This is a genomic window from Pseudomonas sp. NBRC 111132 (assembly GCF_001320565.1).
In the GTDB taxonomy this organism is placed as follows: domain Bacteria; phylum Pseudomonadota; class Gammaproteobacteria; order Pseudomonadales; family Pseudomonadaceae; genus Aquipseudomonas; species Aquipseudomonas putida_P.
Map to the genome: position 1 here is coordinate 90,574 of NZ_BCBI01000012.1, position 25,636 is coordinate 116,209.

A 25,636-nucleotide genomic window follows, 5' to 3' on the forward strand; every position below is an offset into this window, starting at 1 on the left:
TGCATGTCTGCACGCCTGATCTATGTGATGGACCCGATGTGCTCCTGGTGCTGGGGTTTCGCGCCAGTGGCCGCGGCCCTGATCGCCCAGGCGCGTGAGGCAGGCGTTGCCACCCGTCTGGTGCCGGGTGGGCTGCGTACCGGCGGCAGCGCCTTGGACAGCTCCACCCGCAAGTACATCCTCGAACACTGGCAGGCGGTGGCTGAGGCTACCGGCCAGCCGTTCCGCTTCGAGGGTGCCATGCCCGACGGCTTCGTCTACGACACCGAGCCGGCCTGCCGTGCTCTGGTCACAGCCCGTGAGCTGGACGCCGAGCGCGTCTGGCCGCTGCTGGCGCTGATCCAGCGTGCGTTCTACGAGCAAGGCATGGATGTGACCACCGCGCCACAGCTGGTCGAGCTGGCTGAACAGGCCGGCTTCGACCGTGCCGTGTTCGCCGAAACCTTCGCCCGTGCCGACACCCGTGCTGCCACAGCGGCCGACTTCGCCTGGGCGCAGGACCTGGGTATCGCCGGCTTCCCGACCCTGTTGGCCGAGCGCAACGGCCAACTGGCCTTGCTGACCAACGGCTATCAGCCGCTGGAGCGCCTGCAACCCTTGCTCGGCCGTTGGCTGCAGCAGGCTGCCTGTGCTTGATGTGCCTGGGTCACCCGACCCGGTGCCGGGCAAGCCATACAGTGCGGCCGATCGACTGAGCTGGGCGGAAATCCGCCGCCTGGCCCTGCATCACAAGAAAAACCTCTGGTCTGCCAACCTCATCGCTGTGCTGGCGGCATGCTGCAGTGTGCCCATTCCGCTGCTGCTGCCGTTGCTGGTGGATGAGGTGCTGCTCGGCCATGGTGATGCCGCGTTGAAGTGGATGAACCACCTGCTGCCGTCCAGCTGGCAGGTGGCCGCCGGCTACATTGGCCTGATGCTGGCACTCACCCTGTGCCTGCGCCTGGCTGCGCTGGCGTTCAACGTGATTCAGGCCAAGCTGTTCGCCGGCTTGGCCAAGGATATCGTCTACCGCCTGCGCATTCGCCTGATCGAGCGGCTCAAGCGTATTTCGCTGAAGGAATACGAAAGCCTGGGCAGCGGCACGGTGACCACCCACCTGGTCACCGACCTGGACACCCTCGACAAGTTCGTCGGCGAAACCCTCAGCCGCTTCCTGGTGGCCATGCTGACCCTGACCGGCACGGCAGCCATCCTGATCTGGATGCACTGGCAACTGGCCTTGCTGATCTTGCTGTTCAACCCGCTGGTGATCTACTTCACCGTGCAGTTGGGCAAGCGGGTAAAACACCTGAAAAAGCTCGAAAACGACAGCACCGCGCGCTTTACCCAGGCACTGGCGGAAACCCTCGATGCCATCCAGGAAATCCGCGCGGGCAACCGCCAGGGCTATTTCCTTGGCCGGTTGGGCTTGCGTGCCCGTGAGGTGCGCGACTACGCCGTGGACTCTCAATGGAAAAGCGACGCCAGTGGCCGTGCCAGTGGCCTGCTGTTCCAGTTCGGCATCGACATCTTCCGCGCCGCGGCGATGCTTACCGTGTTGTTTTCAGACTTGTCGATCGGCCAGATGCTGGCGGTGTTCAGCTACCTGTGGTTCATGATCGGCCCGGTGGAGCAACTGCTCAACCTGCAATATGCCTATTACGCCGCCGGTGGTGCGCTGAGCCGCCTCAACGAGCTGCTGGCGCGTGACGACGAGCCGCAGTACCCCGCCGCCAGCGACCCGTTCGCCGGTCGCCAGACCGTGGGTATCGAAGTGCGCGACCTGCGCTTTGCCTATGCCGACGAGCCGGTGCTGGAGCATCTCGACCTGTCGATTGCCCCGGGTGAGAAGGTGGCGATTGTCGGTGCCAGCGGCGGCGGCAAGAGCACCCTGGTGCAACTGCTGTTGGGCCTTTACAGCGCCCAGGCCGGAACCATCCGCTTCGGCGGGGCCAGCTTGCAGGAAATCGGCCTTGAAACCCTGCGCGAGAACGTCGCGGTGGTGTTGCAGCACCCGTCACTGTTCAACGACAGCGTGCGTGCCAACCTGACCATGGGCCGTGATTGCAGTGACGATGCCTGCTGGCAGGCGCTGCACATTGCTCAACTGGATGCCACCATCGCTGCCTTGCCCCAGGGCCTGGACAGTGTGCTGGGGCGTTCTGGGGTGCGCTTGTCTGGCGGCCAGCGGCAGCGCCTGGCGATTGCCCGCATGGTGCTGGCCGAGCCCAAGGTGGTTATCCTCGACGAGGCCACATCGGCCCTGGATGCCGCCACCGAGTACAACCTGCATCAGGCCCTGGCGCGCTTCCTCAGCGGCCGCACCACGCTGATCATCGCCCACCGGCTTTCGGCGGTGAAGCAGGCTGATCGAGTACTGGTGTTCGATAGTGGGCATGTGGCTGAAGATGGCGACCACCAGCAGCTGATTGCCGAAGGCGGGTTGTATGCCAAGCTGTATGGGCACCTGCAGCAGAGCTGAATTTCAGGATGTACAAATCCCCCGATTCCCTGTCATAAAAATCCCCTCCACAACGATGGCAAATGGCCTACGCTGTGCTTGTCTGGGTTGATTTGCGCCTTATCTGCTCTGTGACAGGGACTCCATGAAGGGACATCGCACTCTAGAAGCGCCAAAGTTGCTCGGTATCACCTGGCCCTTCATCGCCGTTGTGGTCCTCCAGGTGGCGTTGGGCAGCCTCAGCCTTTATACGCTCTCGGCCGTGCGCGCGTATGTCGCGGGCGAAAGCCTGTGGTCCAAGGCGCAGAAAGACGCCATCTACTACCTCAACCTGTACGCTGAAACACGCGACGACAGCACCTACCAGCGTTATCGCCAGGCCATTACCGTACCTCAGGGCGACCATCAGTTGCGCGAGGTGCTCGACCGCCCCAACCCTGATCTGGAGGCCGCGCGCCAGGCAGTGCTGCAAGGGGGCAACCACCCTGACGATGTCGAGCGGATCATCTGGTTCTACCGCAATTTCCGCAACGTCAGCTACATGCAGACGGCCATCGACTACTGGGATGTCGGCGACGATTACCTGGCCAAGCTGGATGTGCTGGCTGGCGAGATGCGCCAGCGCTTGAGCAGTGGCCCGGTTGATGCCGGCACGGTCAGCGACTGGAAGGCGCGTATCGTCACCATTAACGAAGGGGTCACGCCTGCGGCCAAAGCGTTCAGCGATGCCTTGGGCGAAGGCTCGCGCATGTTGCTGCGGGTGCTGCTGATCACCAACCTGCTGACGGCAATGGTGCTGATTACCATTGCCTGGCGCCGATCCAGCAAGCTGCTGGCTCAGCGCCAGGCATTTGCCAGCGCCCTTCAGGAAGAAAAAGAGCGGGCGCAGATCACGTTGCAAGCCATCGGTGATGCGGTGATCACCACCGATGTGGAGGGCAGTATCGGCTACATGAACCCGGCCGCCGAGCAATTGACTCACTGGCAAGCCAGCCAGGCGCTGGGCCTGCCGCTGTCGGCAATGTTCAGCCTGGTTGACGAGCAGGCCGAGGAGGAGGGTCGCAGCCTGGTCGAGCAGGTGCTCAGTGGCAGCCTCAAGGGCGGCGCGGAACACGCCAGGTTGATTCAGCGGCTGGACGGCAGCACCGTGTCAATCAACCTGGTCGGTTCGCCTATCGTCAGTGACGGCCAGGTCAGCGGTATCGTACTGGTGCTGCACGACATGACCCAGGAGCGGCAGTACATCGCCAACCTGTCCTGGCAGGCCACCCACGATGCGCTGACCGGGCTGGCCAACCGCCGCGAGTTCGAATACCGCCTGGAGCAGGCGCTCAACGGCCTGGCGCGCCAGGCCGGGCGGCACTCGCTGATGTTCCTCGACCTCGACCAGTTCAAGCTGGTCAACGACACTTGCGGCCATGCCGCTGGCGATGAGCTGTTGCGGCACATTTGCGCCGTATTGCAGTCCGGCCTGCGCGAAGGCGATACCTTGGCGCGGCTGGGTGGCGACGAATTTGGCGTGTTGCTGGAAAACTGCCCGCCCGATCAGGCCGAGCGCATCGCCGAGCAATTGCGCCAGATGGTGCAGAGCCTGCACTTCGTGTGGAAAGGGCGGCCGTTCGTCACCACGGTCAGCATCGGGCTGGTGCACATGGCCCAGGCCCCGGGCACGCTGGAGGCTTCGCTGCGCGCTGCCGACATGGCGTGCTACATGGCCAAGGAGAAGGGGCGCAACCGTGTGCAGGTGTACCATGCCGATGACAGCGAACTGTCCATGCGCTTCGGCGAAATGGCCTGGATCCAGCGCTTGCATGTGGCTTTGGAAGAAAACCGCTTCTGCCTGTATGCCCAGGAAATCGCCCCGCTGAAAAGCTTCGAAGGCCCGGGGCACATCGAGATTCTGCTGCGCCTGCACGACGAAAGCGGCCGTACCATCCTGCCCAGCAGCTTTATCCCGGCGGCCGAACGCTACGGCCTGATGACCGCGCTTGACCGTTGGGTGGTGCGCAATGTGTTTCTGGTCATACGCCAGTGCCTGGACGAAGGGCGCGAAGGGCCGTTGTCGATCTGTGCGATCAACCTGTCGGGGTCGAGCATCGGCGACGACAAGTTTCTCGAATACCTGCAGCGGTTGTTCGTCGAGTACGCCATCCCGCCGCGAATGATCTGCTTTGAAATTACCGAAACCAGTGCCATCGCCAACCTGGGCAGCGCCATCCGTTTCATCAACGAGTTGAAGGGGCTGGGTTGCCGCTTTTCGCTCGATGATTTCTGCGCTGGCATGTCCTCGTTCGCCTATCTCAAGCATTTGCCCGTGGATTACCTGAAGATTGACGGCAGTTTCGTCAAGGACATGCTCGACGACCCGGTCAACCGGGCCATGGTCGAGGTCATCAACCATATCGGCCATGTGATGGGTAAGCGCACCATTGCCGAGTTCGTCGAAACACCCTTGATCGAGCAGGCCTTGCAGGAAATTGGCGTGGATTACGCCCAGGGCTACCTGATCGAACGCCCCCAGGTGTTCACCTGTGACAGTCTGCAGCGCCAACGGATCGCCGCCCGGCCTCTGTTGCAGCGGGCACCTGGCACGTTTCGCTAGCTAGAAATCACAAGGATCAAGGAGCTGAAAGTGATTGATGCATTCGTACGTATCGGGCCTTTGATGGACCCTGCCAGTTACCCCCAATGGGCCCAGCAACTGATTGAAGACTGCCGCGAGAGCAAGCGTCGGGTGGTGGAGCATGAGTTCTATGCGCGTCTGCGCGATGGCCAGCTGAAACAATCGACCATCCGTCAGTACTTGATCGGTGGCTGGCCGGTGGTGGAGCAGTTTTCGCTGTACATGGCGCATAACCTGACCAAGACCCGCTACGGCCGGCACCAGGGCGAGGACATGGCCCGGCGTTGGCTGATGCGCAACATTCGCGTCGAGTTGAACCATGCCGACTACTGGGTAAACTGGTGCCAGGCGCACGGCGTGCACCTGCACGAATTGCAGGCGCAGGAAGTGCCTCCCGAGCTGAACGGCCTGAACGACTGGTGCTGGCGGGTGTGTGCCACCGAGAACCTGGCCATTTCCATGGCGGCGACCAACTATGCCATCGAAGGCGCGACCGGCGAGTGGTCGGCGGTGGTGTGCTCGACCGATACTTACGCGCAAGGCTTCCCGGAAGACCAGCGCAAGCGGGCGATGAAGTGGCTGAAGATGCACGCCCAGTATGACGATGCGCACCCGTGGGAGGCGCTGGAGATCATCTGTACCTTGGCCGGTGAGAACCCGACGCTGGGGCTGCGTACCGAGTTGCGCAGGGCGATTTGCAAGAGTTACGACTGCATGTACCTGTTCCTGGAACGGTGCATGCAGCTGGAAGGGCGCCAGCAGGGGCGTATGCGCCCGGCGTTGGCGGCGGGTTAGGGCCTTGGGGCCGCTGCGCGGCCCATCGCGACGCAAGGCCGCTCCTACAAGAGATCGCGTACCCTTGTAGGAGCGGCCTTGCGTCGCGATGGGCTGCACAGCAGCCCCGGCAATCTCAAGCCTTACTGGGCGTTGAGCGCTTGCCCGTTGACTGCTTTGCTGTCCGGCCCCATCAGGTACAGATACACCGGCATGATCTCTTCCGGCAGCGGGTTGTTCTGCGGGTTCTCGCTGGGGTAAGCCTGAGCCCGCATCGCCGTACGCGTGGCGCCCGGGTTGATGCTGTTGGAGCGCACCGGCGCCACGCCTTCCAGTTCGTCGGCCAGAGTCTGCATCAGGCCCTCGGTGGCGAACTTCGACACGCCGTAGGCGCCCCAGTAAGCCCGGCCCTTGCGCCCGACGCTGCTGCTGGTGAACACCACCGAGGCGTCTTCCGACAGCTTCAGCAGTGGCAGCAAGGTGCTGGTGAGCATGAAGGTGGCATCGACGTTGATGTGCATCACACGCATGAAGTTGTCGCCCGACAGCTGCTCCAGCGGCGTGCGCGGGCCGATGATCGAGGCATTGTTCAGCAGGCCGTCGAGGCGGCCGAACTGGTCTTCGATCATGACCGCCAGCTCGTCGTACTGGTGGGGCAGGGCGGTTTCCAGGTTGAACGGGATGACCACCGGCTGTGGGTGCCCGGCGGCTTCGATCTGGTCGTAGACCTCGTTCAGGTTGGCCTCGGTCTTGCCCAGCAGCAGCACGGTGGCACCCAGTGCGGCATAGGCCTTGGCAGCAGCAGCACCAATGCCACGGCCGGCGCCGGTCACCAGAATGACCCGGCCTTGCAGCAGGTCGGGGCGGGCGGTGTAGTCGAACATTGTGTATTCCCTGTCTCTAGTTCAGCAGCCGCACAGCGCGCTGTCGATCACTTTGCGCAGCTCCAGCGGGTGGTCCACCACCACGTCGGCGCCCCAGTTGTTCGGGTTGTCCTCTGGATGAATATAGCCGTAGCGCACCGCCGCCGTGCGGGTGCCAGCGTCGCGGCCAGACTCGATGTCGCGCAGGTCGTCGCCGACGAACAGCACGCTGGCCGGGTCCAGGTTCAAGGTTTTGCAGGCCAGGATCAGCGGTTCGGGGTCGGGTTTGCTGTTTTTCACGTGGTCCGGGCAGATCAGCAGTGCCGAGCGTTCGGCCAGGCCCAGTTGCTGCATGATCGGCTCGGCGAAGCGTACCGGCTTGTTGGTGACCACGCCCCACAGCAGGTTGCCTTTTTCGATGTCGGCCAGCAGCTCGGCCATGCCATCGAACAGTTTGCTGTGTACCGCGCAGTCGCGTTGGTAGCGCTCGAGGAACTCCAGGCGCAGGGCCTCGAAGCCTTCGGTTTCCGGGTCCATGGCAAACGTGGCGGCAACCATGGCGCGCGCGCCGCCAGAGATCACGCCGCGGATCAGGTTGTCGTCAACGGCCGGCAGGCCGCGCTCGGCGAGCATGGCCTGGCAAATGGCGATGAAGTCCGGCGCCGTGTCGAGCAAGGTGCCGTCCATGTCGAAGAGTACTGCTCGCAAACGCATGCTTATTCCTCGCGCAGGGTCTGGATCATGTAGTTGACGTCGACGTCGCTGTTGAGCTTGTAGTGCTTGGTCAGCGGGTTGTAGGTGAGGCCGATGATGTCCTTTACCTGCAGGCCGGCATCGCGGCTCCAGGCACCCAGCTCGGACGGGCGGATGAACTTCTTGAAGTCATGGGTGCCGCGCGGCAGCATTTTCAGAATGTATTCGGCGCCGACGATGGCCAGCAGGTAGGCCTTGGGGTTGCGGTTGATGGTGGAGAAGAACACCTGGCCGCCAGGCTTGACCATGCGGTAGCAGGCGCGAATCACCGAAGACGGGTCGGGCACGTGCTCGAGCATTTCAAGGCAGGTGACCACGTCGAACTGTTCAGGCATTTCCTCGGCCAGCGCTTCGGCGGTGATCTGCCGGTATTCCACCTGCACGCCCGACTCCAGCTGATGCAGTTGGGCCACTGCCAGCGGTGCCTCGCCCATGTCGATACCGGTGACCGTGGCGCCGCGCAGGGCCATGGCTTCGCTGAGGATGCCGCCGCCACAGCCTACGTCCAGCACTTTCTTGCCGGCCAGGCTGGCCCGCTCGTCGATCCAGTTGACGCGCAGCGGGTTGATTTCGTGCAGCGGCTTGAACTCGCTTTCGCGGTCCCACCAGCGGTGGGCCAGCGCTTCGAACTTGGCGATTTCGGCGCGGTCGACGTTGCTCATTGAACAGTCCTCTGAAACTTCGCAAAATTGCGCCGGAGTATACCCGAGCGCTCAGCCCCAAGGGTCGCTATAATCGCCGGCTTTTGATATCCGAACGACAGGGAGAGGTGATGCGCGAGCGACTTTTGGCGGCGGAGAAGGTGACCGCGATCCGCTGGCAGGGCGGCGCCTTGCACCTGCTCGACCAGCGTCTGCTGCCGTCGCAAGAGCGCTGGCTGGCCTGCGACAATGTTGCGCAGGTGGCTGCGGCGATCCGCGACATGGTGGTGCGCGGGGCTTCGGCCATCGGCATTGCCGCCGCCTACGGCCTGGTGCTGGCCCTTGAAGAGCGGCTGGCCCAGGGTGGCGATTGGGAGATGGACCTGGAAGAAGACTTTCTCACCCTGGCCGAAGCGCGCCCCACTGCTGCCAACCTGTTCTGGGCGCTGAACCGCATGCGCGAGCGCCTGCTGCGCCTGCGAGCGGACGAAGACGTGCTCGCCGCGCTGGAAGCCGAAGCCGTGGCTATCCATGAAAGCGACCGTGAAGCCAACCTGACCATGTCCCAGCAAGGTATCGAGCTGATCCGTCGCCATCAGGGCAATGCCCAGGCCTTGCTCACCTACGGCAACGCCGGCGCCCTGGCCAGCGGCGGCTTTGGTACCGCACTGGGGGTTATTCGCGCCGGTTACCTGGAGGGCATGGTCGAGCGGGTCTATGCCGGCGAGACCCGTCCCTGGTTGCAAGGCTCGCGCCTGACCGCCTGGGAGCTGGCCAACGAAGGCATCCCGGTGACCCTGTGCGCCGATTCGGCGCTGGCCCACCTGATGAAGACCAAAGGCATCACCTGGGTGGTGGTGGGGGCGGACTGCATTGCCGCCAACGGCGACGTGGCCAGCAAGATCGGCACCTATCAGCTGGCGGTCAGCGCCATGCATCATGGTGTGCGGTTCATGGTGGTAGCGCCGAGCACCAGCATCGACCTGAACCTGGCCACGGGCGAGGATATCCCGTTGGAGGAGCGTGACGCCGACGAGTGGCTGGACTTTGGCGGTGCCCCGGCGGTGCCGGATGTCGAGGTGTTCAACCCGGTATTCGACGTGACCCCGGCCGACCTGATCGATGTGATCGTGACCGAGCGCGGCATCGTCGAGCGCCCGGATACTGCCAAGCTGGCCCAGCTGATTTGCCGTAAGCGGTTGCACTGATGCCTGTATTGCCTGTACCGCCGCGAAGAGGCCGGTACAGGCAATGAAAATTCAAGATTCAAACCCACCTGAGACCACCTGCCACATCTCCCCACCGCCCCCGCCTTTGTGATAACATCCGGCAGTTTCCAGGACCGCCCATCACGGCGGCCTTCATTGCGCAGATCCATGGCACAACTCATTGATTTGTCGTAAGTCGTCGCACCCATATGCGCTGCGGCGGCGAGCTTCGTTCGGCCCTTGATGGAGCTGCGAAGTTTCACCAGAAAAAGGAATCAGGCTTCTCATGGGCGAACTGGCCAAAGAAATCCTCCCGGTCAATATCGAAGACGAACTGAGACAGTCTTACCTCGACTACGCGATGAGCGTGATTGTCGGGCGAGCGCTGCCCGATGCGCGTGACGGCTTGAAGCCCGTGCATCGTCGCGTTCTCTATGCGATGAGCGAACTGGGCAACGACTGGAACAAGCCGTACAAGAAATCCGCCCGTGTGGTCGGTGACGTGATCGGTAAGTACCACCCGCACGGCGACACCGCGGTCTACGACACCATCGTGCGTATGGCCCAGCCGTTCTCGCTGCGCTACCTGCTGGTCGACGGTCAGGGCAACTTCGGTTCGGTGGACGGCGACAACGCCGCGGCCATGCGATACACCGAAGTGCGCATGACCAAGCTGGCCCACGAGCTGCTGGCCGACCTGCACAAGGAAACCGTCGACTGGGTGCCCAACTACGACGGCACCGAGCAGATTCCGGCGGTCATGCCGACCCGTATTCCCAACCTGCTGGTCAACGGCTCCAGCGGTATCGCCGTGGGCATGGCGACCAACATTCCGCCGCACAACCTTGGCGAGGTCATCGACGGCTGCCTGGCGCTGATCGACAACCCGGACGTCACCATTGATGAGCTGATGCAGTTCATTCCTGGGCCAGACTTCCCGACTGCCGGCATCATCAACGGTCGCCAGGGCATCATCGAGGCCTATCGCACCGGCCGGGGCCGCATCTACATGCGTGCCCGCTCCGAGATCGAAGACATCGACAAGGTAGGCGGCCGCCAGCAGATCGTTATCACCGAGCTGCCGTACCAGCTGAACAAGGCACGCCTGATCGAAAAGATCGCCGAGCTGGTCAAAGAGAAGAAGATCGAAGGCATTACCGAGCTGCGCGACGAGTCCGACAAGGACGGCATGCGCATCGTCATCGAGCTGCGTCGCGGCGAGGTGCCGGAGGTGGTGCTCAACAACCTCTATCAGCAAACCCAGCTGCAGAGCGTGTTCGGCATCAACGTGGTGGCATTGGTCGATGGCCGTCCGCGCCTGCTCAACCTCAAGGACCTGCTCGAAGCGTTCGTCCGTCACCGCCGTGAAGTGGTGACCCGCCGTACCGTGTTCGAGCTGCGCAAGGCCCGTGAACGTGGCCACATCCTTGAAGGCCAGGCGGTCGCGCTGTCCAATATCGACCCGGTCATTGCCCTGATCAAGGCCTCGCCGACCCCGTCCGAAGCCAAGGAAGCCCTGGTTTCCACGCCGTGGGAATCCAGCGCCGTGCAGGTCATGGTCGAGCGCGCTGGCGCCGACTCCTGCCGCCCAGAGGACCTGCCGGAACAGTACGGGCTGCATGATGGCAAGTACTTCCTGTCGCCTGAGCAGGCTCAGGCCATTCTCGACCTGCGCCTGCACCGCCTGACCGGCCTGGAGCACGAGAAGCTGCTGGCCGAGTACCAGGAAATCCTCGAGCAGATCGGCGAACTGATCCGCATCCTCAGCAGCGCCGAGCGCCTGATGGAAGTGATCCGCGAAGAGCTGGAAGCCATTCGCGCCGAATACGGCGATGCCCGTCGTACCGAAATCCTCAATGCCAGCCACGACCTCAACTACGGCGACATGATCCCGGAAGAAGAGCGCGTGGTCACTATCTCTCACGGTGGTTATGCCAAGACCCAGCCATTGTCCGCTTACCAGGCCCAGCGCCGTGGCGGCAAAGGCAAGTCGGCGACTGGCGTGAAGGACGAGGACTACATCGAGCACCTGCTGGTCGCCAACAGCCACGCCACCCTGTTGCTGTTCTCCAGCAAGGGCAAGGTGTACTGGAAGAAGACCTACGAAATCCCCGAAGCGTCCCGTGCTGCCCGTGGTCGCCCGCTGGTCAACCTGCTGCCGCTGGAGGAGGGTGAGCGCATCACCGCCATGCTGCAGATCGACCTCGAAGCGCTGCAGCAGAACGCCGACCTCGACGAAGAGCTGGAAGAAGCGGATGACACCGTGCTCGAAGGTGAGCTGGTAGAGGCCGAGGAAGTCGACGAAGAAGACGGCGACACTCCGGAGTGGGTGGCGGAGCCGACCGGCGCGTACATCTTCATGGCTACCGCCTCCGGCACCGTCAAGAAGACCCCGCTGGTGCAGTTCGCCCGTCCGCGCTCCAACGGCCTGATCGCCTTGAAGCTGAAGGAAGGCGATACCTTGATTGCAGCGGCCATCACCGACGGCGCCAAAGAAGTCATGATGTTCTCCGACGCCGGCAAGGTCATCCGCTTCGCTGAGAGCGTAGTGCGTGAAATGGGCCGTAACGCGCGTGGTGTGCGCGGCATGAAACTGGGTAAAGGTCAGCGCATCATTTCCATGCTGATCCCCGAGTCGGGCTCGCAGATCCTCACCGCGTCCGAGCGTGGCTTCGGCAAGCGCACCCCGCTGTCCAAGTTCCCGCGTCGCGGCCGTGGTGGCCAGGGTGTGATCGCCATGGGTACCAAGGGGCGCAACGGTCTGCTGATCGGTGCTATCCAGGTGCAGGAAGGCGAGGAGATCATGTTGATCTCCGACCAGGGTACGCTGGTGCGCACCCGGGTTGGCGAGGTATCCAGCCTGAGCCGTAACACCCAGGGCGTTACGCTGATCAAGCTGGCGGCTGATGAGACGCTGGTGGGCCTGGAGCGTATCCAGGAGCCGTCCGAGGACGAACTCGATGATGTGGTCGAGGCGGACGAGGAGGGTGTCGAGGCTGAAGCGCCAGACAACGAAGAAGCTGCTGGCGCCGAAGAGGCCCCGCAAGAGTAAGCAAGCGTAAACCCGAGCGGGGCGACCAAGGTCGCCCCGTTTGACTGATTGCAGCAGGCAACAACGAATTTGTTCTATTTGGCAGAGCGAGAGTGGATGTGAGCAAACGAGCCTTTAACTTCTGCGCAGGCCCTGCCGCGCTTCCTGACGCTGTCCTGCAGCGCGCCCAGGCCGAGATGCTGGACTGGCGTGGCAAGGGCTTGTCGGTGATGGAAATGAGCCATCGCAGCGACGATTACGTGGCCATCGCCGAAAAGGCCGAGCAGGACCTGCGTGACCTGCTGTCCGTCCCCTCCAACTACAAGGTGTTGTTCCTGCAGGGTGGTGCCAGCCAGCAGTTCGCTGAAATCCCGCTGAACCTGCTGCCGGAAAACGGTACCGCCGACTACATCGAAACCGGTATCTGGTCGAAAAAGGCCATCGAGGAAGCGCGCCGCTTTGGCAACGTCAATGTCGCCGCCAGCGCCAAGCCATACGATTACCTGGCCATCCCAGGTCAGAACGAGTGGAGCCTGACCAAGAACGCGGCCTACGTGCACTATGCGTCCAACGAGACCATTGGCGGCCTGCAGTTTGACTGGGTGCCGGAAACCGGTGACGTGCCGCTGGTCGTCGACATGTCGTCCGATATCCTCTCGCGTCCGATCGATGTGTCGCAGTACGGTCTGATCTACGCCGGCGCGCAGAAGAACATCGGCCCAAGCGGCCTGGTGGTGGTGATCGTCCGTGAAGACCTGCTGGGCCGCGCCCGCAGCAGCTGCCCGACCATGCTCGACTACAAGGTGTCGGCCGACAACGGTTCGATGTACAACACCCCGGCCACCTACTCCTGGTACCTCTCGGGCCTGGTCTTCGAGTGGTTGAAAGAGCAGGGTGGCGTCGACGCCATGGAGCAGCGCAACCGCGCCAAGAAAGAGCGTCTGTACGGCTTCATCGACAACAGCGATTTCTACACCAACCCGATCAGCGTCAATGCTCGTTCGTGGATGAACGTGCCGTTCCGCCTGGCTGATGAGCGCCTGGACAAGGCCTTCCTCGCCGGCGCCGACGCCCGTGGCCTGCTCAATCTCAAGGGCCACCGTTCGGTTGGCGGCATGCGCGCCTCCATCTACAACGCCCTGGGCCTGGAGGCGGTGGACGCGCTGGTGGGCTACATGGCTGAATTCGAGAAGGAGCACGGCTGATGTCCGAACAGGAGCTCAAGGCGCTGCGCGTACGCATCGACAGCCTCGACGAGAAAATCCTCGAGCTGATCAGCGACCGCGCCCGTTGCGCTGAAGAAGTGGCCCGGGTCAAGACCGCCTCGCTGAAAGAAGGCGAGAAGCCGGTGTTCTACCGTCCCGAGCGTGAAGCTGCGGTGCTCAAACGCGTGATGGAGCGCAACAAGGGCCCGCTGGGCAACGAAGAGATGGCGCGGCTGTTCCGCGAAATCATGTCGTCGTGCCTGGCCCTGGAAGAGCCGCTGAAAGTCGCCTACCTCGGCCCCGAGGGTACGTTCACCCAAGCCGCGGCCATGAAACACTTCGGCCACGCGGTGGTCAGCCGGCCAATGGCGGCCATCGACGAAGTGTTCCGTGAAGTGGCGGCCGGTGCCGTCAACTTCGGCGTGGTGCCGGTGGAAAACTCCACCGAAGGTGCGGTCAGCCACACCCTGGACAGCTTCCTCGAGCATGACATGGTGATTTGCGGCGAAGTCGAGCTGCGTATCCACCACCACCTGCTGGTGGGCGAGAACACCAAGACCGACAGCATCACCCGCATCTACTCCCACGCCCAGTCGCTGGCCCAGTGCCGCAAGTGGCTGGACGCGCATTACCCGAACGTTGAGCGCGTGGCCGTGTCGAGCAACGCCGAAGCGGCCAAACGGGTCAAGGGCGAGTGGAACTCGGCGGCGATCGCCGGCGACATGGCGGCCAACCTGTACGGTTTGACTCGCTTGGCCGAGAAAATCGAAGACCGCCCGGACAACTCCACGCGCTTCCTGATGATCGGTAGCCAGGAAGTGCCACCGACCGGTGACGACAAGACCTCGATCATCGTGTCGATGAGCAACAAGCCAGGTGCCCTGCACGAGTTGCTGGTGCCGTTCCACCAGAACGGCATCGACCTGACCCGTATCGAGACCCGCCCGTCGCGCAGCGGCAAGTGGACCTACGTGTTTTTCATCGACTTCGTTGGCCACCACCGCGACCCGCTGATCAAGGCGGTGCTCGAGCAGATCAGCCAGGAGGCTGTGGCGCTGAAGGTGCTGGGCTCTTATCCAAAGGCGGTGCTTTGATTCAAGGTTGCCGGGGCCGCTGCGCGGCCCTTCGCGACACGAGGCCGCTCCTACAGGAGTACGCAGTCCCTTGTAGGAGCGGCCTTGTGTCGCGATGGGCTGCAAAGCAGCCCCCTGCGGTCTCACAGGCTGTCCAGATTTCAGAACAGGGTTCGCATCAGTGGTAAATGCAGCAAAAACCAAACCCGCGCCAATCATCAACCGCTTGGTCGTGGTCGGCCTCGGCCTGATCGGTGGCTCGTTCGCCAAGGGCCTGCGTGAAAGCGGCCTGTGCCGGGAAGTGGTCGGGGTCGACCTGGATGCCCCTTCGCGCAAGCAGGCCGTGGCCCTGGGCGTGGTCGACCGCTGCGAAGAAGACCTGGCTGCTGCCTGTGTCGGTGCCGATGTCATCCAGCTGGCCGTGCCAATCCTGGCCATGGAGAAAGTCCTGGCCCGCTTGGCCCAGCTCGACCTGGGTGATGCGATCATCACCGACGTCGGCAGTGCCAAGGGCAACGTCGTTCGTGAGGCGCGCGCCGTTTTCGGGCAGCGCCTGCCACGCTTCGTTCCAGGCCATCCCATCGCCGGCTCCGAGCAAAGCGGGGTAGAGGCCTCAAACGCCACCCTGTTCCGTCGGCACAAGGTGATTCTCACGCCGCTGGTCGAAACCGACCCGGCGGCGCTGGCCTTGGTCGACCGCCTGTGGCGTGCGCTGGATGCCGACGTGGAGCACATGTCGGTCGAGCGCCATGATGAAGTGCTGGCCGCCACCAGTCATCTGCCGCACCTGCTGGCCTTTGGCTTGGTCGATTCGCTGGCCAAGCGCAATGAAAACCTCGAGATCTTCCGGTACGCTGCGGGAGGCTTCCGCGATTTCACAAGAATCGCCGGCAGCGACCCGACCATGTGGCACGACATCTTCCTCGCCAACCGCGACGCTGTCCTGCGCACGCTTGATACATATCGCAGCGATCTCGACGCCTTGCGCGACGCGATCGCTGAAGGGGACGGGCACCAACTGCTGGGTGTATTCACCCGCGCTCGGGTTGCCCGCGAGCATTTCAGTAAAATCCTGGCCCGCCGGGCCTATGTGGACGCTATGAACGCCAACGATCTGATTTTCCTGGCCCAACCGGGTGGCCGCCTGAACGGGCGGATTCGCGTACCGGGCGACAAGTCGATTTCCCACCGCTCGATCATGCTCGGCTCGCTGGCCGAAGGCACTACCGAGGTCGAAGGCTTCCTCGAGGGTGAAGACGCGCTGGCGACCCTGCAGGCATTCCGTGACATGGGTGTGGTCATCGAAGGCCCCAACCATGGTCGAGTGACCATTCATGGTGTCGGCCTGCATGGCCTCAAGCCGCCGCCTGGCCCGCTGTATGTGGGTAACTCCGGTACTTCGATGCGCCTGCTGTCGGGCCTGTTGGCCGGTCAGTCGTTCGACGTGACCATGACGGGCGACGCCTCGCTGTCCAAGCGCCCGATGAACCGTGTGGCCAACCCGCTGCGCGAAATGGGTGCCGTGGTCGAGACCGGCCCGGAAGGCCGCCCGCCGCTGACCATCCGTGGTGGCCACAAGCTCAAGGGGCTGACCTACACGCTGCCGATGGCCAGCGCCCAGGTAAAATCCTGCCTGCTGCTGGCTGGCCTGTACGCCGAAGGCAAGACCACTGTCACCGAGCCTGCGCCTACCCGTGACCACACCGAGCGCATGCTGCGTGGTTTCGGCTATTCGGTCGAAAGCAACGGCCCGGTCGCTTCGCTGCAGTCCGGCGGCAAACTGACCGCTACCCGCATCGAAGTGCCGGCCGACATTTCCTCGGCGGCGTTCTTCCTGGTGGCAGCTTCTATCGCCGAAGGCTCCGAGTTGGTGCTGGAGCACGTTGGCATCAACCCGACCCGTACCGGCGTAATCGACATTCTGCGCCTGATGGGTGGCGACATCACCCTGGAAAACCAGCGTGAAGTCGGCGGCGAGCCAGTGGCCGACCTGCGTGTGCGCGGTGCCAAGCTCAAAGGTATCGATATTCCAGAAGCGTTGGTGCCGCTGGCCATCGACGAATTCCCGGTGCTGTTCGTCGCGGCTGCATGCGCTGAAGGGCGCACAGTGCTACGTGGCGCCGAAGAGCTGCGGGTGAAGGAGTCCGACCGCATCCAGGTCATGGCTGACGGCCTGATCACGCTGGGAATCAAGTGCGAGCCGACCCCGGACGGCATCATCATCGACGGCGGCCAGTTGGGCGGCGGCGAAGTACACGGGCATGGTGACCACCGCATCGCCATGGCCTTCAGCGTGGCCTCGCTGCGCGCCAGTGCGCCGATCCGCATCCACGACTGCGCCAACGTCGCCACCTCGTTCCCCAACTTCCTGGCACTGTGCGCCGAAGTGGGCATCCGCGTGGCGGAAGAGGGCAAGTCGTGAATTCGCTGGCACCGGTCATCACCATCGACGGGCCGAGCGGCTCGGGCAAGGGCACGGTCGCCGGCCTGCTGGCCCGCGAGCTGGGCTGGAAGCTGCTGGATTCTGGCGCGCTTTACCGGTTGCTGGCATTCAATGCCAGCAACCACGGCGTCGACCTGACCAACGAAGAGTTGCTGACCAAGCTTGCCGCCCATCTGGATGTGCAGTTCATCGCCGCCGAGCCCGGTAAGCTGCAACAGATCATCCTCGAGGGTGAGGACGTCAGCAACGTCATCCGTACCGAAACCGTCGGCGCGGGTGCGTCGATGGTGGCCTCGCTGCCGGCCGTGCGTGATGCACTGTTGGTGCGCCAGCGTGAATTCCGCGACGTGCCGGGGCTTATCGCCGACGGCCGCGACATGGGTACCGTGGTGTTCCCGGACGCGCCATTGAAGGTCTTCCTCACCGCCAGTGCGGAGGAGCGCGCACGTCGCCGTTACCTGCAGTTGAAGGGCAAGGGTGAAGATGTTAGTCTGTCGAGTCTGCTGGATGAGATTCGTGCGCGTGATGAGCGCGACACCCAACGTGCAGTGGCCCCGCTGAAGCCAGCGGCCGATGCCATTCAGTTGGACTCTACCGAGTTGTCCATCGAGCAGGTGTTGCAACGTATCAGAAGTGAAATCGCCCAGCGCGATCTCGCCTGATAGCCAGGAAAGCAGGCAGGGGCACCAGTCAACGTCCTGCCGGCTTTCCTTTACTTAAAACGAACCCACATTGTCTGGAATGTGGTTATGGGCGTTTGTTTCGCCCGAATCTACAGGAATTAAAATGAGCGAAAGCTTTGCAGAACTCTTTGAAGAAAGCCTGAAAACCCTCAATCTTCAGCCGGGTGCGATCATCACCGGTATCGTTGTCGACATCGACGGCGACTGGGTTACCGTACACGCTGGCCTGAAGTCCGAGGGCGTCATCCCGCTCGAGCAGTTCTACAACGAAGCTGGCGAGCTGACCATCAAGGTCGGTGACGAAGTGCACGTTGCGCTGGACGCGGTCGAAGACGGCTTTGGCGAAACCAAACTGTCCCGTGAAAAAGCCAAGCGCGCCGAGTGCTGGATTGTTCTGGAAGCAGCTTTCGCCGCCGAAGAAGTGGTCAAGGGCGTTATCAACGGTAAGGTTAAAGGCGGCTTCACTGTCGACGTTAACGGCATCCGTGCGTTCCTGCCGGGCTCCCTGGTTGATGTCCGCCCAGTGCGCGACACCACCCACCTGGAAGGCAAAGAGCTGGAATTCAAGGTCATCAAGCTGGACCAGAAGCGCAACAACGTTGTTGTTTCGCGTCGCAGCGTGCTGGAAGCCGAGAACTCCGCCGAGCGCGAAGCCCTGCTGGAAACCCTGCAGGAAGGCCAGCAAGTCAAGGGTATCGTCAAGAACCTCACCGACTACGGCGCATTCGTGGACCTGGGCGGTATCGACGGCCTGCTGCACATCACCGACATGGCTTGGAAGCGCATCAAGCACCCATCGGAAATCGTTAACGTTGGCGACGAAGTCGACGTACGCGTTCTGAAGTTCGACCGCGAGCGCAACCGCGTATCGCTGGGTCTGAAGCAGATGGGCGAAGATCCGTGGGTAGCTATCACTGCCCGTTACCCAGAAGGTACTCGCGTACAAGCTCGCGTTACCAACCTGACCGACTACGGCTGCTTCGCTGAGCTGGAAGAAGGCGTTGAAGGTCTGGTACACGTTTCCGAAATGGACTGGACCAACAAGAACATCCACCCGTCGAAAGTCGTTCAGGTTGGCGACGAAGTGGAAGTCATGGTTCTGGACATCGACGAAGAGCGTCGTCGTATCTCCCTGGGCATCAAGCAGTGCAAGTCCAACCCATGGGAAGACTTCTCCGGCCAGTTCAACAAGGGTGACAAGATCACCGGTACCATCAAGTCGATCACCGACTTCGGTATCTTCATCGGTCTGGACGGCGGCATCGACGGTCTGGTTCACCTGTCCGACATCTCCTGGAACGAAACCGGCGAAGAAGCCGTGCGTCGTTTCAAGAAGGGCGACGAGCTGGAAACCGTCATCCTGTCGGTCGACCCAGAGCGCGAGCGCATCTCCCTGGGCATCAAGCAGCTGGAAGACGATCCGTTCTCCAACTTCGTTGCTGTCAATGACAAGGGCGCTATCGTCAAGGGCATCGTGAAAGAAGTTGACGCCAAAGGCGCCATCGTCACCCTGGCCGACGACATCGAAGCTACTCTGAAAGCTTCCGAAATCAGCCGTGACCGCGTTGAAGACGCGCGTAACGTTCTGAAGGAAGGCGAAGAGATCGAAGCCAAGATCATCAGCGTTGACCGCAAGTCCCGCGTTATCAGCCTGTCGATCAAATCGAAAGACGACGCTGAAGAGCGCGAAGCCATCCAGAGCCTGAAAAACGCTCCGGAAGCGGCTGCCGACACCACCATGGCTGCGCTGCTGCGCGAAGCAATGGCCAAGCAGAACTGAGTTCTGTTTGATCGGTAAAAAGGGCGACCCTCGGGTCGCCCTTTTTTTGTGCCGAAAATGGCTCTAATCGGAGGGGCAGGTCGGTTATGTTGATGTTTGGCGACGTTATGAAAGGTCGTGGGCGTGATAACAATTTCCTGATCATCAGGTTGCTGGCGGCAACTGCGGTGGTGGTTGGGCATTCCTTCGCGCTCTCTTACTTGGAGTGCCTGAGCTGCACTGATCCGGGGATGCAGTTGGGGATGCCGGTGCCGGTGCACAGCCTAGGTGTAGAAGTGTTCTTCATGGTCAGCGGATTTTTGATCGCTGCCAGTGGTGAGAGGAACAGCGTCAAGGATTTCTACCTGGCGCGTGCACTCAGGATTCTGCCCGGTCTGTTGGTGTGTTTGTTCCTCATGGCTTTCGTACTGGGGCCTGTGATTACCTCGCTGCCGCTTGCCGAGTATTTCTCGCAAGGCCAGGTATACAAGTACTTCTATAGCCCACTGCTGATTTTCAAGGATGCCCAGTTCGTGCTGCCTGGAGTGACGTTTACCCCGCGCTTCCAAGGGGTTTCGGTCAATGGCAGTTTGTGGACCATACCGCTTGAAATGCGCATGTACTTGGTTCTCGGGGCGTTGGTGCTTGTGGCCAGGTTTTTCCGTTGGCCGGCATCGGGGCTGACGCTGATGGCGCTGCTGGTCTCGCTGGGGTTGCACACCCTGCATCCTGCCTATGCAGACTACCCGTTCAAGCTGGTGGTGTGTTTCCTGGCGGGCTCGGCGTTCTATTCGTGCAGGGCGATGATTCCGCATGCCGGCTGGCTTTTGCTCTTATGCGCTGGATTGTTCTTATTGAGCAAGGGTGGGCGCTTTGAGGTATTTACCTTCGCCACCCTGACTATTTACGCGACATTGTATTTTGCGTATTGCCCGCAATTGAGGCTGCCTTCTTTGGTGCAGGACTATTCCTACGGGATCTATCTGTATGCATTTCCGATCCAGCAGATTTTGGCGGGAGCGATGCCGTGGGCCGGGCCGTATTGGCTAATGTTGGCCGCAGTGCCGGCTTCTTGGTTGGCAGGGTATGTGTCGTGGCAGCTGGTGGAAAAGCCAGCATTGCTGATGAGACGGCGCTTTTCGAATGAATGGCCTCGACGGCAATTGGCGTGAGGGTGCGCGCGGGGGTGGCTGGCATGCCCGCGCTGAGTTGGGTCATGGTGAGCCCCTTCTGCTAGACCATTCTTGTAAAACTTCAATCTTGAATTTTTTTATTAAGTCAAGAACCACCCTGTTCAAAACCTTCCCGGCGTGCTACAAACTGGTTAAGCAATGATCTAGCTGCTTGATAACGAAGGGAAAAATATGACGAAGTCGGAGCTGATCGAACGTATTGTCACCCATCAGGGGCTGCTCTCGTCCAAGGACGTGGAGCTGGCCATCAAGACCATGCTTGAGCAGATGTCACAATGCCTGGCCACTGGCGATCGCATCGAAATTCGCGGTTTTGGCAGCTTCTCGCTGCACTATCGCGCACCTCGTGTGGGTCGCAACCCAAAAACCGGCCAGTCGGTCAGCCTCGAAGGTAAATTCGTGCCGCACTTCAAGCCCGGCAAAGAGCTGCGTGATCGGGTCAATGAAGAAGACGAGGCTGAAGCCTGATCAACCAAGGAGGAATCTGATGCGTAACCTCAAGCGCGCCCTGGCGGCGGTATTCGTGCTGCTGTTGGCGGCTGTGGTGCTGTTCTTCGTGCTGGAGAACCAGCAGGCCGTGTCGTTGGTTCTGTTCGGTTGGGCCGCGCCGGCCATGCCGGTTGCCGTACTGGTACTGGCAGCTTTGGTCATTGGTCTGGCGGTAGGGCCATTGCTGGGGGCTTATGGTGTGCAGCGCAGCAAGCGCAAAATCAGGGCCTCTGCGCGACAGGCGGCACTAAGCGGAAATTAAGGAAATTTCCTACACCTGCTTAGGAAAGTTTCACCTATGCATACATCGGTTGACATGGAGTAATAGCGCACTTCATTTTCGGCCCAGGCGAGTGTGCGCAGCATGGAATATCCCAGCCTTTCCCATCACGGTGGTACCCGCGGCGTCACCGGGTCTTGCCACCAGTTGCACGTCGATCCGTCAACCAGCCTGTTGATCGACTGCGGCCTGGAGCAGGGAAGCGAAGCGGCGCCGGGTGCGGAAAGCGCGGCGCTCGGCTTCGACATTCAGGGTATCCGGGCTCTGGTTATCACTCACGTTCATCTCGATCATGTTGGCCGTATCCCGGCGCTGCTGGCTGCCGGCTATCGCGGTCCTATCGTGTGCAGCGAGCCTTCCGCGCGGCTGCTGCCGCTGGTGTTGGAGGATGCCTACAAGCTGAGCATCAGCAGTGAGCCCGCTCAGGTGGCCCGGTACCTCGAATTCATTCGTGACCTTATTGTGCCGCTGCCGTTCGAGCAGTGGCACACGTTGGTTGAGCATCCCGGCCTTGGCTGCCGCATTCGCTTGCAGCGCGCAGGCCATCTGTTGGGCTCGGCTTATGTCGAGTGCGACATGCAGCATGGGCAATCCAACAGCCGTTATGTGTTCTCCGGCGACCTGGGTGCGTGTGGTAACCCCTTGCTGCGTCCGGTTCAGCCACCAGAGCGTGCTGATGTGCTCGTACTGGAAAGTACCTATGGCGACCGCCTGCATTCGCATGTCGACGACCGTAGGCGGCGGCTGGAAGATGCCATTGATCGCGCCCTCGCCGACAAGGGCACTATTCTGATCCCTGCATTCAGTCTTGGTCGCACTCAAGAAGTGCTGTTTGAGCTGGAAGATATCCTGCACCGCAAGGCACTACTGGGCACAGCCGGTCCAGCCCCTGATGGTGAGCCGATCGACTGGTCCCAGTTGCCCATCATCCTCGACTCGCCTCTGGCTCAGCGCATCACCAGCGTTTACCGGGAGCTGCACGAATACTGGAATGACGAGGCCAGGGCGCGTGTTGCTGAAGGGCGTGATCCGCTCGGCTTCAGTCAGCTGATCAGCGTGGATACCCATGCTCGCCACCAGCAGGTGGTCAACTACCTCAAGAGTACCGGTCGCCCGGCGATTGTGATTGCCGGCAATGGCATGTGCTCGGGTGGGCGTATCGTCAATTACCTCAAGGCCATGCTGGCAGATCCGCGGCATGAGGTGATGTTTGTGGGCTATCAGGCCAAGGGTACGCCGGGGGCGGTGATACAGGCTAGCGAAGGGGCGGAAGGGTTTGTGCAGGTTGATCTGGATGGGCGGATGTATGAGGTGCGCGCAAAAATAGTAACTTTACCGGGGTACAGTGGCCATGCGGATCAGGAGGGTTTGGTGAGTTTCGCGTTTGAGGGTACTCATGCGTCCCGGAAAATTGTCCTGGTTCATGGAGAGGCGCGGGCGAAGATGGTCTTGGCCCAGGCGCTCGTCAGGCGCAGTGTTCAGGACGGAATAGAGGTCGACGTCATGGTTGCCTCTTAGCAGGTCGCTGGTCGCAGGCCGTCGGTTCGCGGAGCTGCGGTGGAACTTTGTAGACGGTGTCTTCCTCTTAGGTCGGATTAGTGCTAAAGCTGTAAGCCGTTTCGTGCGGTTTGCGGTGGAGTAGCAAATTGCCGCTACGCTGAGGTTCGGCAGATCCTGATGACGGATCTGTCGGAGCCAAGGCTTAGCCTTGCTAGCACAGGAATCATGCAAGTGATCGGATCTGAGGAAAAACAGAATAAATGCGAAATGAACGTAGCCGTGAAGTCGGAAATGATGACCTTGATGTCCTCGAGCTCTGGGATGTGCTGTGGAACCGCAAGCTGCTTATCTTGTCGAGTATCGCTTTAGTTACCGTAGCTGCGTTTGTATATGTTTCGCTCAAGACGCCTTTGTACGAAGCAAAGTCTTTTATCCTTCCTCCCACAAAAAATGACATTGCACAGCTTAATTACGGGCGTACCGAGGCCAGCGGTCTCGAGATATTCACGCCTAAGGACGTTTACGAGATCTACCTCCGTTCCCTGCAGTCCGAATCACTGCGGCGCCAGTTTTTCCGTACCGTCTATTTGCCTAATCTTCCTGAGGCTGCTCGCCAAGGTTCTCAGGATGCACTTTATGATCAGTTTGGCAAGGTATTGACTGTAGACCCTGTGGCAGGAGACAGTGCCGGGCGCATTCTAGTCAGGGCGTTGAGCGACGACCCTGACATGAGCGTGAAGTGGGTAACGCGGTTTTCGGAAATGGCCAGCGACCGCGCAAAAAAAACGCTGGTGGAAGATGCTGATACGGAAGTGAAAGTGCTGGTAAAAAACCTGGAGCAACAGGTTCGGAGTGCGAGGGACGCGGCACACAGGCAACGTGAAGACCAGATTGTTCGTTTGGAAGAGGCACTGAAAGTTGCCAGGGCAGTTAGCCTGAGCAAGCCACCCATCATTGCCAATGGGTTAAACGCTGAAGTGTCTGGCAGCATGCAGGGTGCATTGACTTATATGCGGGGCAGTCAGGCGCTGGAGGCCGAGCTTGCGAACCTTCGTGCAAGGGAGTCCGATGACCCTTTCGTCGCCGATTTACGTGAGGTTCAGGAGAAGCTCGATTTTTATCGCAACCTGACGCTGAATGCTGCTGTTATTGAGGTGTTTCAACAGGATGGAGCCATTGAAGTCCCAGATAGCCCAGTCCGGCTACGCAAGCTTCTGATTGTTATGGGGGGCGCGTTCGCGGGGCTGGTGCTTGGCGTCCTGCTGGCTTCGTTTACTCATCTGGTTTCTGCTGAAAGGATGCGCCGCCTCAAGCGTGCCTGAGTTTCCAGATATCAGGCCTGCCCGAGGCAGGATATGTTGAACTGTATTAGTGAATTTTAAAAAGAGGCTGGTTGCGTGAAGCTCATAGAAACAAATATTTCGGACGTTGTAGTGTTTGAGCCCACTGTTTACGAGGACGACAGGGGTTGGTTCTATGAGTCTTACAGTGAGCCAAAATTCCATGCGTTGCTTAGTGTGCAAGGCATAACCCTTCCACCCTCTTTTGTTCAGGAAAATTGCTCGCTGTCCAAAAAGGGAGTTATGCGCGGGCTGCACTATCAGCTTTATCCGTTTGCCCAGGGTAAGTTGGTGAGTGTGGTTCAGGGGGCAGTATTCGATGTAGCTGTGGATATTCGCGAAGGTTCAGCTACCTTCGGCCAGTGGGTAGGAATGGAGCTGTCCGCAGCCAACCGCAAGATGATGTGGGTGCCAGAAGGATTTGCCCACGGTTTTATTGCGTTGGAGGATGACACTGTTTTCCAGTACCGGACTACCAATGTGTACTCCAAAGAGCATGAGCGCAGTATTGCCTGGAATGACCCAGATCTGGCGATCGAATGGCCGCAAGTGGAAGGGTTGTTGATCAGTGACAAGGATGCAGTAGCACCTACGCTTGGCGAGGCAGATCTGCCGCCCCTGATTCTTAGGGGGCAGACAGAGGACCTGGAGCTTCCAATTATCGGTGACGACCGCGGCAGCCTGATCAGCATAGAGAAAGCGCTGAACATTCCATTTGCGATCCGCCGCGTTTATTACATTTTTGGTACAAGACCAGGTGTCAGCCGGGGGTTTCACGCTCATCGAGATCTCCAGCAACTGATCATCTGCTTAGCCGGCAGTTGCCGTATGACATTGGATGACGGGAGCGGTCGAGTTGATCATTTGCTTGATGCGCCACACAAAGCCTTGCTCATCAAGAACATGGTCTGGCGGGAAATGCATGACTTCAGCGAGGATTGCGTGCTGATGGTCATTGCCAGTGAGACTTACGACGAGCGCGATTATATTCGCGGTTATGACGACTTCAAGAGGTTGGTCGCACATGACTAGTATTCATGCGTTGGCCGATGTGCAAACCGATGCCATCGGGGAAAAAACCAGAATCTGGCAATACGCGGTCATCCTCAAGGGGGCAAAGATTGGCAGCAACTGCAATATTTGCGCCCATACCCTGATCGAGGGCGACGTGGTGTTGGGGGATAATGTCACTGTAAAAAGTGGTGTGTTTCTCTGGGAAGGGCTGGTGATAGAGGACAATGTCTTTATAGGCCCTAATGCTACATTCACCAATGACAGGGTACCGCGCTCCAAGTGCTACCCCGAAGCTTATGAAGTTACGGTGCTGAAAGAGGGGTG

The 25,636-nt window shown here is 60.8% G+C and carries 21 protein-coding genes; 18 read left to right on the forward strand and 3 right to left on the reverse strand.

Going from position 1 to position 25,636, the window contains the following annotated elements:
- Positions 1 to 3 precede the first annotated feature (3 nt).
- The 4 genes from APH35_RS08380 to APH35_RS08395 all read left to right on the forward strand — a co-directional run bounded on the left by APH35_RS08380 (position 4) and on the right by APH35_RS08395 (position 5,858).
- Complete coding sequence (locus APH35_RS08380) at positions 4 to 636, forward strand: DsbA family protein (RefSeq protein WP_012271028.1); 633 nt, start codon at positions 4 to 6, stop codon at positions 634 to 636.
- The gene (locus APH35_RS08385; protein WP_012271029.1) at positions 629 to 2,461 is read left to right on the forward strand and encodes an ABC transporter ATP-binding protein; all 1,833 of its coding nucleotides are present in this window, start codon (positions 629 to 631) and stop codon (positions 2,459 to 2,461) included. The genes APH35_RS08380 and APH35_RS08385 overlap by 8 nt, the downstream gene beginning before the upstream one ends.
- Positions 2,462 to 2,585: 124 nt before the next feature.
- Entirely contained in the window at positions 2,586 to 5,042 is a 2,457-nt protein-coding gene (locus APH35_RS08390) for an EAL domain-containing protein (RefSeq protein ID WP_060492589.1), read from the forward strand.
- A 30-nt stretch (positions 5,043 to 5,072) separates the two neighbouring features.
- Positions 5,073 to 5,858 (forward strand): TenA family transcriptional regulator, encoded by a 786-nt coding sequence (locus tag APH35_RS08395; RefSeq protein WP_012271031.1) that lies wholly within the window; start codon positions 5,073 to 5,075, stop codon positions 5,856 to 5,858.
- A gap of 122 nt (positions 5,859 to 5,980) precedes the next feature.
- Here APH35_RS08395 and APH35_RS08400 read toward each other — a convergent pair whose 3' ends face one another.
- From APH35_RS08400 to ubiG, 3 genes are read right to left on the reverse strand one after another with little or no spacing between them, the layout of a single operon-like run.
- Positions 5,981 to 6,721 (reverse strand): YciK family oxidoreductase, encoded by a 741-nt coding sequence (locus tag APH35_RS08400; protein ID WP_012271032.1) that lies wholly within the window; start codon positions 6,719 to 6,721, stop codon positions 5,981 to 5,983.
- A 21-nt stretch (positions 6,722 to 6,742) separates the two neighbouring features.
- Entirely contained in the window at positions 6,743 to 7,414 is a 672-nt protein-coding gene (mupP, locus tag APH35_RS08405) for an N-acetylmuramic acid 6-phosphate phosphatase MupP (RefSeq protein WP_012271033.1), read from the reverse strand.
- A gap of 2 nt (positions 7,415 to 7,416) precedes the next feature.
- Positions 7,417 to 8,115, reverse strand: coding sequence for a bifunctional 2-polyprenyl-6-hydroxyphenol methylase/3-demethylubiquinol 3-O-methyltransferase UbiG (gene ubiG / locus APH35_RS08410; RefSeq protein WP_012271034.1), 699 nt, complete (start codon positions 8,113 to 8,115; stop codon positions 7,417 to 7,419).
- A 110-nt stretch (positions 8,116 to 8,225) separates the two neighbouring features.
- Here ubiG and mtnA point away from each other — a divergent pair, with 110 nt between their 5' ends.
- From mtnA to APH35_RS08480, 14 genes are all read left to right on the forward strand, one after another.
- A complete protein-coding gene (mtnA, locus tag APH35_RS08415; RefSeq protein WP_012271035.1) occupies positions 8,226 to 9,302 on the forward strand; it encodes an S-methyl-5-thioribose-1-phosphate isomerase in 1,077 nt (358 codons plus the stop codon).
- A 286-nt stretch (positions 9,303 to 9,588) separates the two neighbouring features.
- Positions 9,589 to 12,354: a DNA gyrase subunit A gene (gyrA, locus tag APH35_RS08420; protein WP_012271036.1), complete on the forward strand. Its 2,766-nt coding sequence runs from the start codon at positions 9,589 to 9,591 to the stop codon at positions 12,352 to 12,354.
- A 98-nt stretch (positions 12,355 to 12,452) separates the two neighbouring features.
- Positions 12,453 to 13,538: a 3-phosphoserine/phosphohydroxythreonine transaminase gene (gene serC, locus APH35_RS08425; protein ID WP_041166649.1), complete on the forward strand. Its 1,086-nt coding sequence runs from the start codon at positions 12,453 to 12,455 to the stop codon at positions 13,536 to 13,538.
- A complete protein-coding gene (pheA, locus tag APH35_RS08430) occupies positions 13,538 to 14,632 on the forward strand; it encodes a prephenate dehydratase (RefSeq protein ID WP_012271038.1) in 1,095 nt (364 codons plus the stop codon). The genes serC and pheA overlap by 1 nt, the downstream gene beginning before the upstream one ends.
- Positions 14,633 to 14,825: 193 nt before the next feature.
- Positions 14,826 to 17,033 (forward strand): bifunctional prephenate dehydrogenase/3-phosphoshikimate 1-carboxyvinyltransferase, encoded by a 2,208-nt coding sequence (locus APH35_RS08435; RefSeq protein WP_060492614.1) that lies wholly within the window; start codon positions 14,826 to 14,828, stop codon positions 17,031 to 17,033.
- On the forward strand, positions 17,030 to 17,716 hold the full coding sequence (gene cmk / locus APH35_RS08440; RefSeq protein WP_012271040.1) for a (d)CMP kinase: 687 nt from the start codon (positions 17,030 to 17,032) through the stop codon (positions 17,714 to 17,716). Before APH35_RS08435 ends, cmk begins: the two co-directional genes overlap by 4 nt.
- Before the next feature lie 124 nt (positions 17,717 to 17,840).
- Complete coding sequence (rpsA, locus tag APH35_RS08445) at positions 17,841 to 19,517, forward strand: 30S ribosomal protein S1 (protein ID WP_003252673.1); 1,677 nt, start codon at positions 17,841 to 17,843, stop codon at positions 19,515 to 19,517.
- A 92-nt stretch (positions 19,518 to 19,609) separates the two neighbouring features.
- Positions 19,610 to 20,668: an acyltransferase family protein gene (locus APH35_RS08450; protein WP_177335356.1), complete on the forward strand. Its 1,059-nt coding sequence runs from the start codon at positions 19,610 to 19,612 to the stop codon at positions 20,666 to 20,668.
- A 192-nt stretch (positions 20,669 to 20,860) separates the two neighbouring features.
- Positions 20,861 to 21,157, forward strand: a complete 297-nt coding sequence (ihfB, locus tag APH35_RS08455) for an integration host factor subunit beta (RefSeq protein WP_003252675.1) — start codon at positions 20,861 to 20,863, stop codon at positions 21,155 to 21,157.
- Between the two features lie 19 nt (positions 21,158 to 21,176).
- Positions 21,177 to 21,440, forward strand: coding sequence for a lipopolysaccharide assembly protein LapA domain-containing protein (locus APH35_RS08460; protein WP_012271042.1), 264 nt, complete (start codon positions 21,177 to 21,179; stop codon positions 21,438 to 21,440).
- A 102-nt stretch (positions 21,441 to 21,542) separates the two neighbouring features.
- Positions 21,543 to 22,976 carry an MBL fold metallo-hydrolase RNA specificity domain-containing protein gene (locus APH35_RS08465; protein ID WP_060514540.1) on the forward strand — a complete coding sequence of 478 codons (1,434 nt, stop codon included), beginning with the start codon at positions 21,543 to 21,545 and terminating at the stop codon, positions 22,974 to 22,976.
- Between the two features lie 242 nt (positions 22,977 to 23,218).
- Entirely contained in the window at positions 23,219 to 24,280 is a 1,062-nt protein-coding gene (locus APH35_RS08470) for an LPS O-antigen chain length determinant protein WzzB (protein ID WP_060514541.1), read from the forward strand.
- 75 nt (positions 24,281 to 24,355) lie between these two features.
- Positions 24,356 to 25,330 (forward strand): dTDP-4-dehydrorhamnose 3,5-epimerase, encoded by a 975-nt coding sequence (rfbC, locus tag APH35_RS29595; protein WP_060514542.1) that lies wholly within the window; start codon positions 24,356 to 24,358, stop codon positions 25,328 to 25,330.
- On the forward strand, positions 25,323 to 25,636 hold a 314-nt coding region (locus APH35_RS08480; RefSeq protein ID WP_060514543.1), incomplete at its 3' end, for a DapH/DapD/GlmU-related protein. The genes rfbC and APH35_RS08480, both read left to right, overlap by 8 nt.

Bases quoted from the DNA above. Each gene is read 5' to 3' on its own strand.
- APH35_RS08380 (WP_012271028.1), top strand. From the start codon at position 4: ATGTCTGCACGCCTGATCTATGTGATGGACCCGATGTGCTCCTGGTGC.
- APH35_RS08465 (WP_060514540.1), top strand. From the start codon at position 21,543: ATGGAATATCCCAGCCTTTCCCATCACGGTGGTACCCGCGGCGTCACC.
- APH35_RS08390 (WP_060492589.1), top strand. From the start codon at position 2,586: ATGAAGGGACATCGCACTCTAGAAGCGCCAAAGTTGCTCGGTATCACC.
- gyrA (WP_012271036.1), top strand. From the start codon at position 9,589: ATGGGCGAACTGGCCAAAGAAATCCTCCCGGTCAATATCGAAGACGAA.
- pheA (WP_012271038.1), top strand. From the start codon at position 13,538: ATGTCCGAACAGGAGCTCAAGGCGCTGCGCGTACGCATCGACAGCCTC.
- APH35_RS08400 (WP_012271032.1), bottom strand. From the start codon at position 6,721: ATGTTCGACTACACCGCCCGCCCCGACCTGCTGCAAGGCCGGGTCATT.
- APH35_RS08460 (WP_012271042.1), top strand. From the start codon at position 21,177: ATGCGTAACCTCAAGCGCGCCCTGGCGGCGGTATTCGTGCTGCTGTTG.
- APH35_RS08470 (WP_060514541.1), top strand. From the start codon at position 23,219: ATGCGAAATGAACGTAGCCGTGAAGTCGGAAATGATGACCTTGATGTC.
- mupP (WP_012271033.1), bottom strand. From the start codon at position 7,414: ATGCGTTTGCGAGCAGTACTCTTCGACATGGACGGCACCTTGCTCGAC.
- rpsA (WP_003252673.1), top strand. From the start codon at position 17,841: ATGAGCGAAAGCTTTGCAGAACTCTTTGAAGAAAGCCTGAAAACCCTC.
- mtnA (WP_012271035.1), top strand. From the start codon at position 8,226: ATGCGCGAGCGACTTTTGGCGGCGGAGAAGGTGACCGCGATCCGCTGG.
- APH35_RS08450 (WP_177335356.1), top strand. From the start codon at position 19,610: ATGTTTGGCGACGTTATGAAAGGTCGTGGGCGTGATAACAATTTCCTG.
- ihfB (WP_003252675.1), top strand. From the start codon at position 20,861: ATGACGAAGTCGGAGCTGATCGAACGTATTGTCACCCATCAGGGGCTG.
- ubiG (WP_012271034.1), bottom strand. From the start codon at position 8,115: ATGAGCAACGTCGACCGCGCCGAAATCGCCAAGTTCGAAGCGCTGGCC.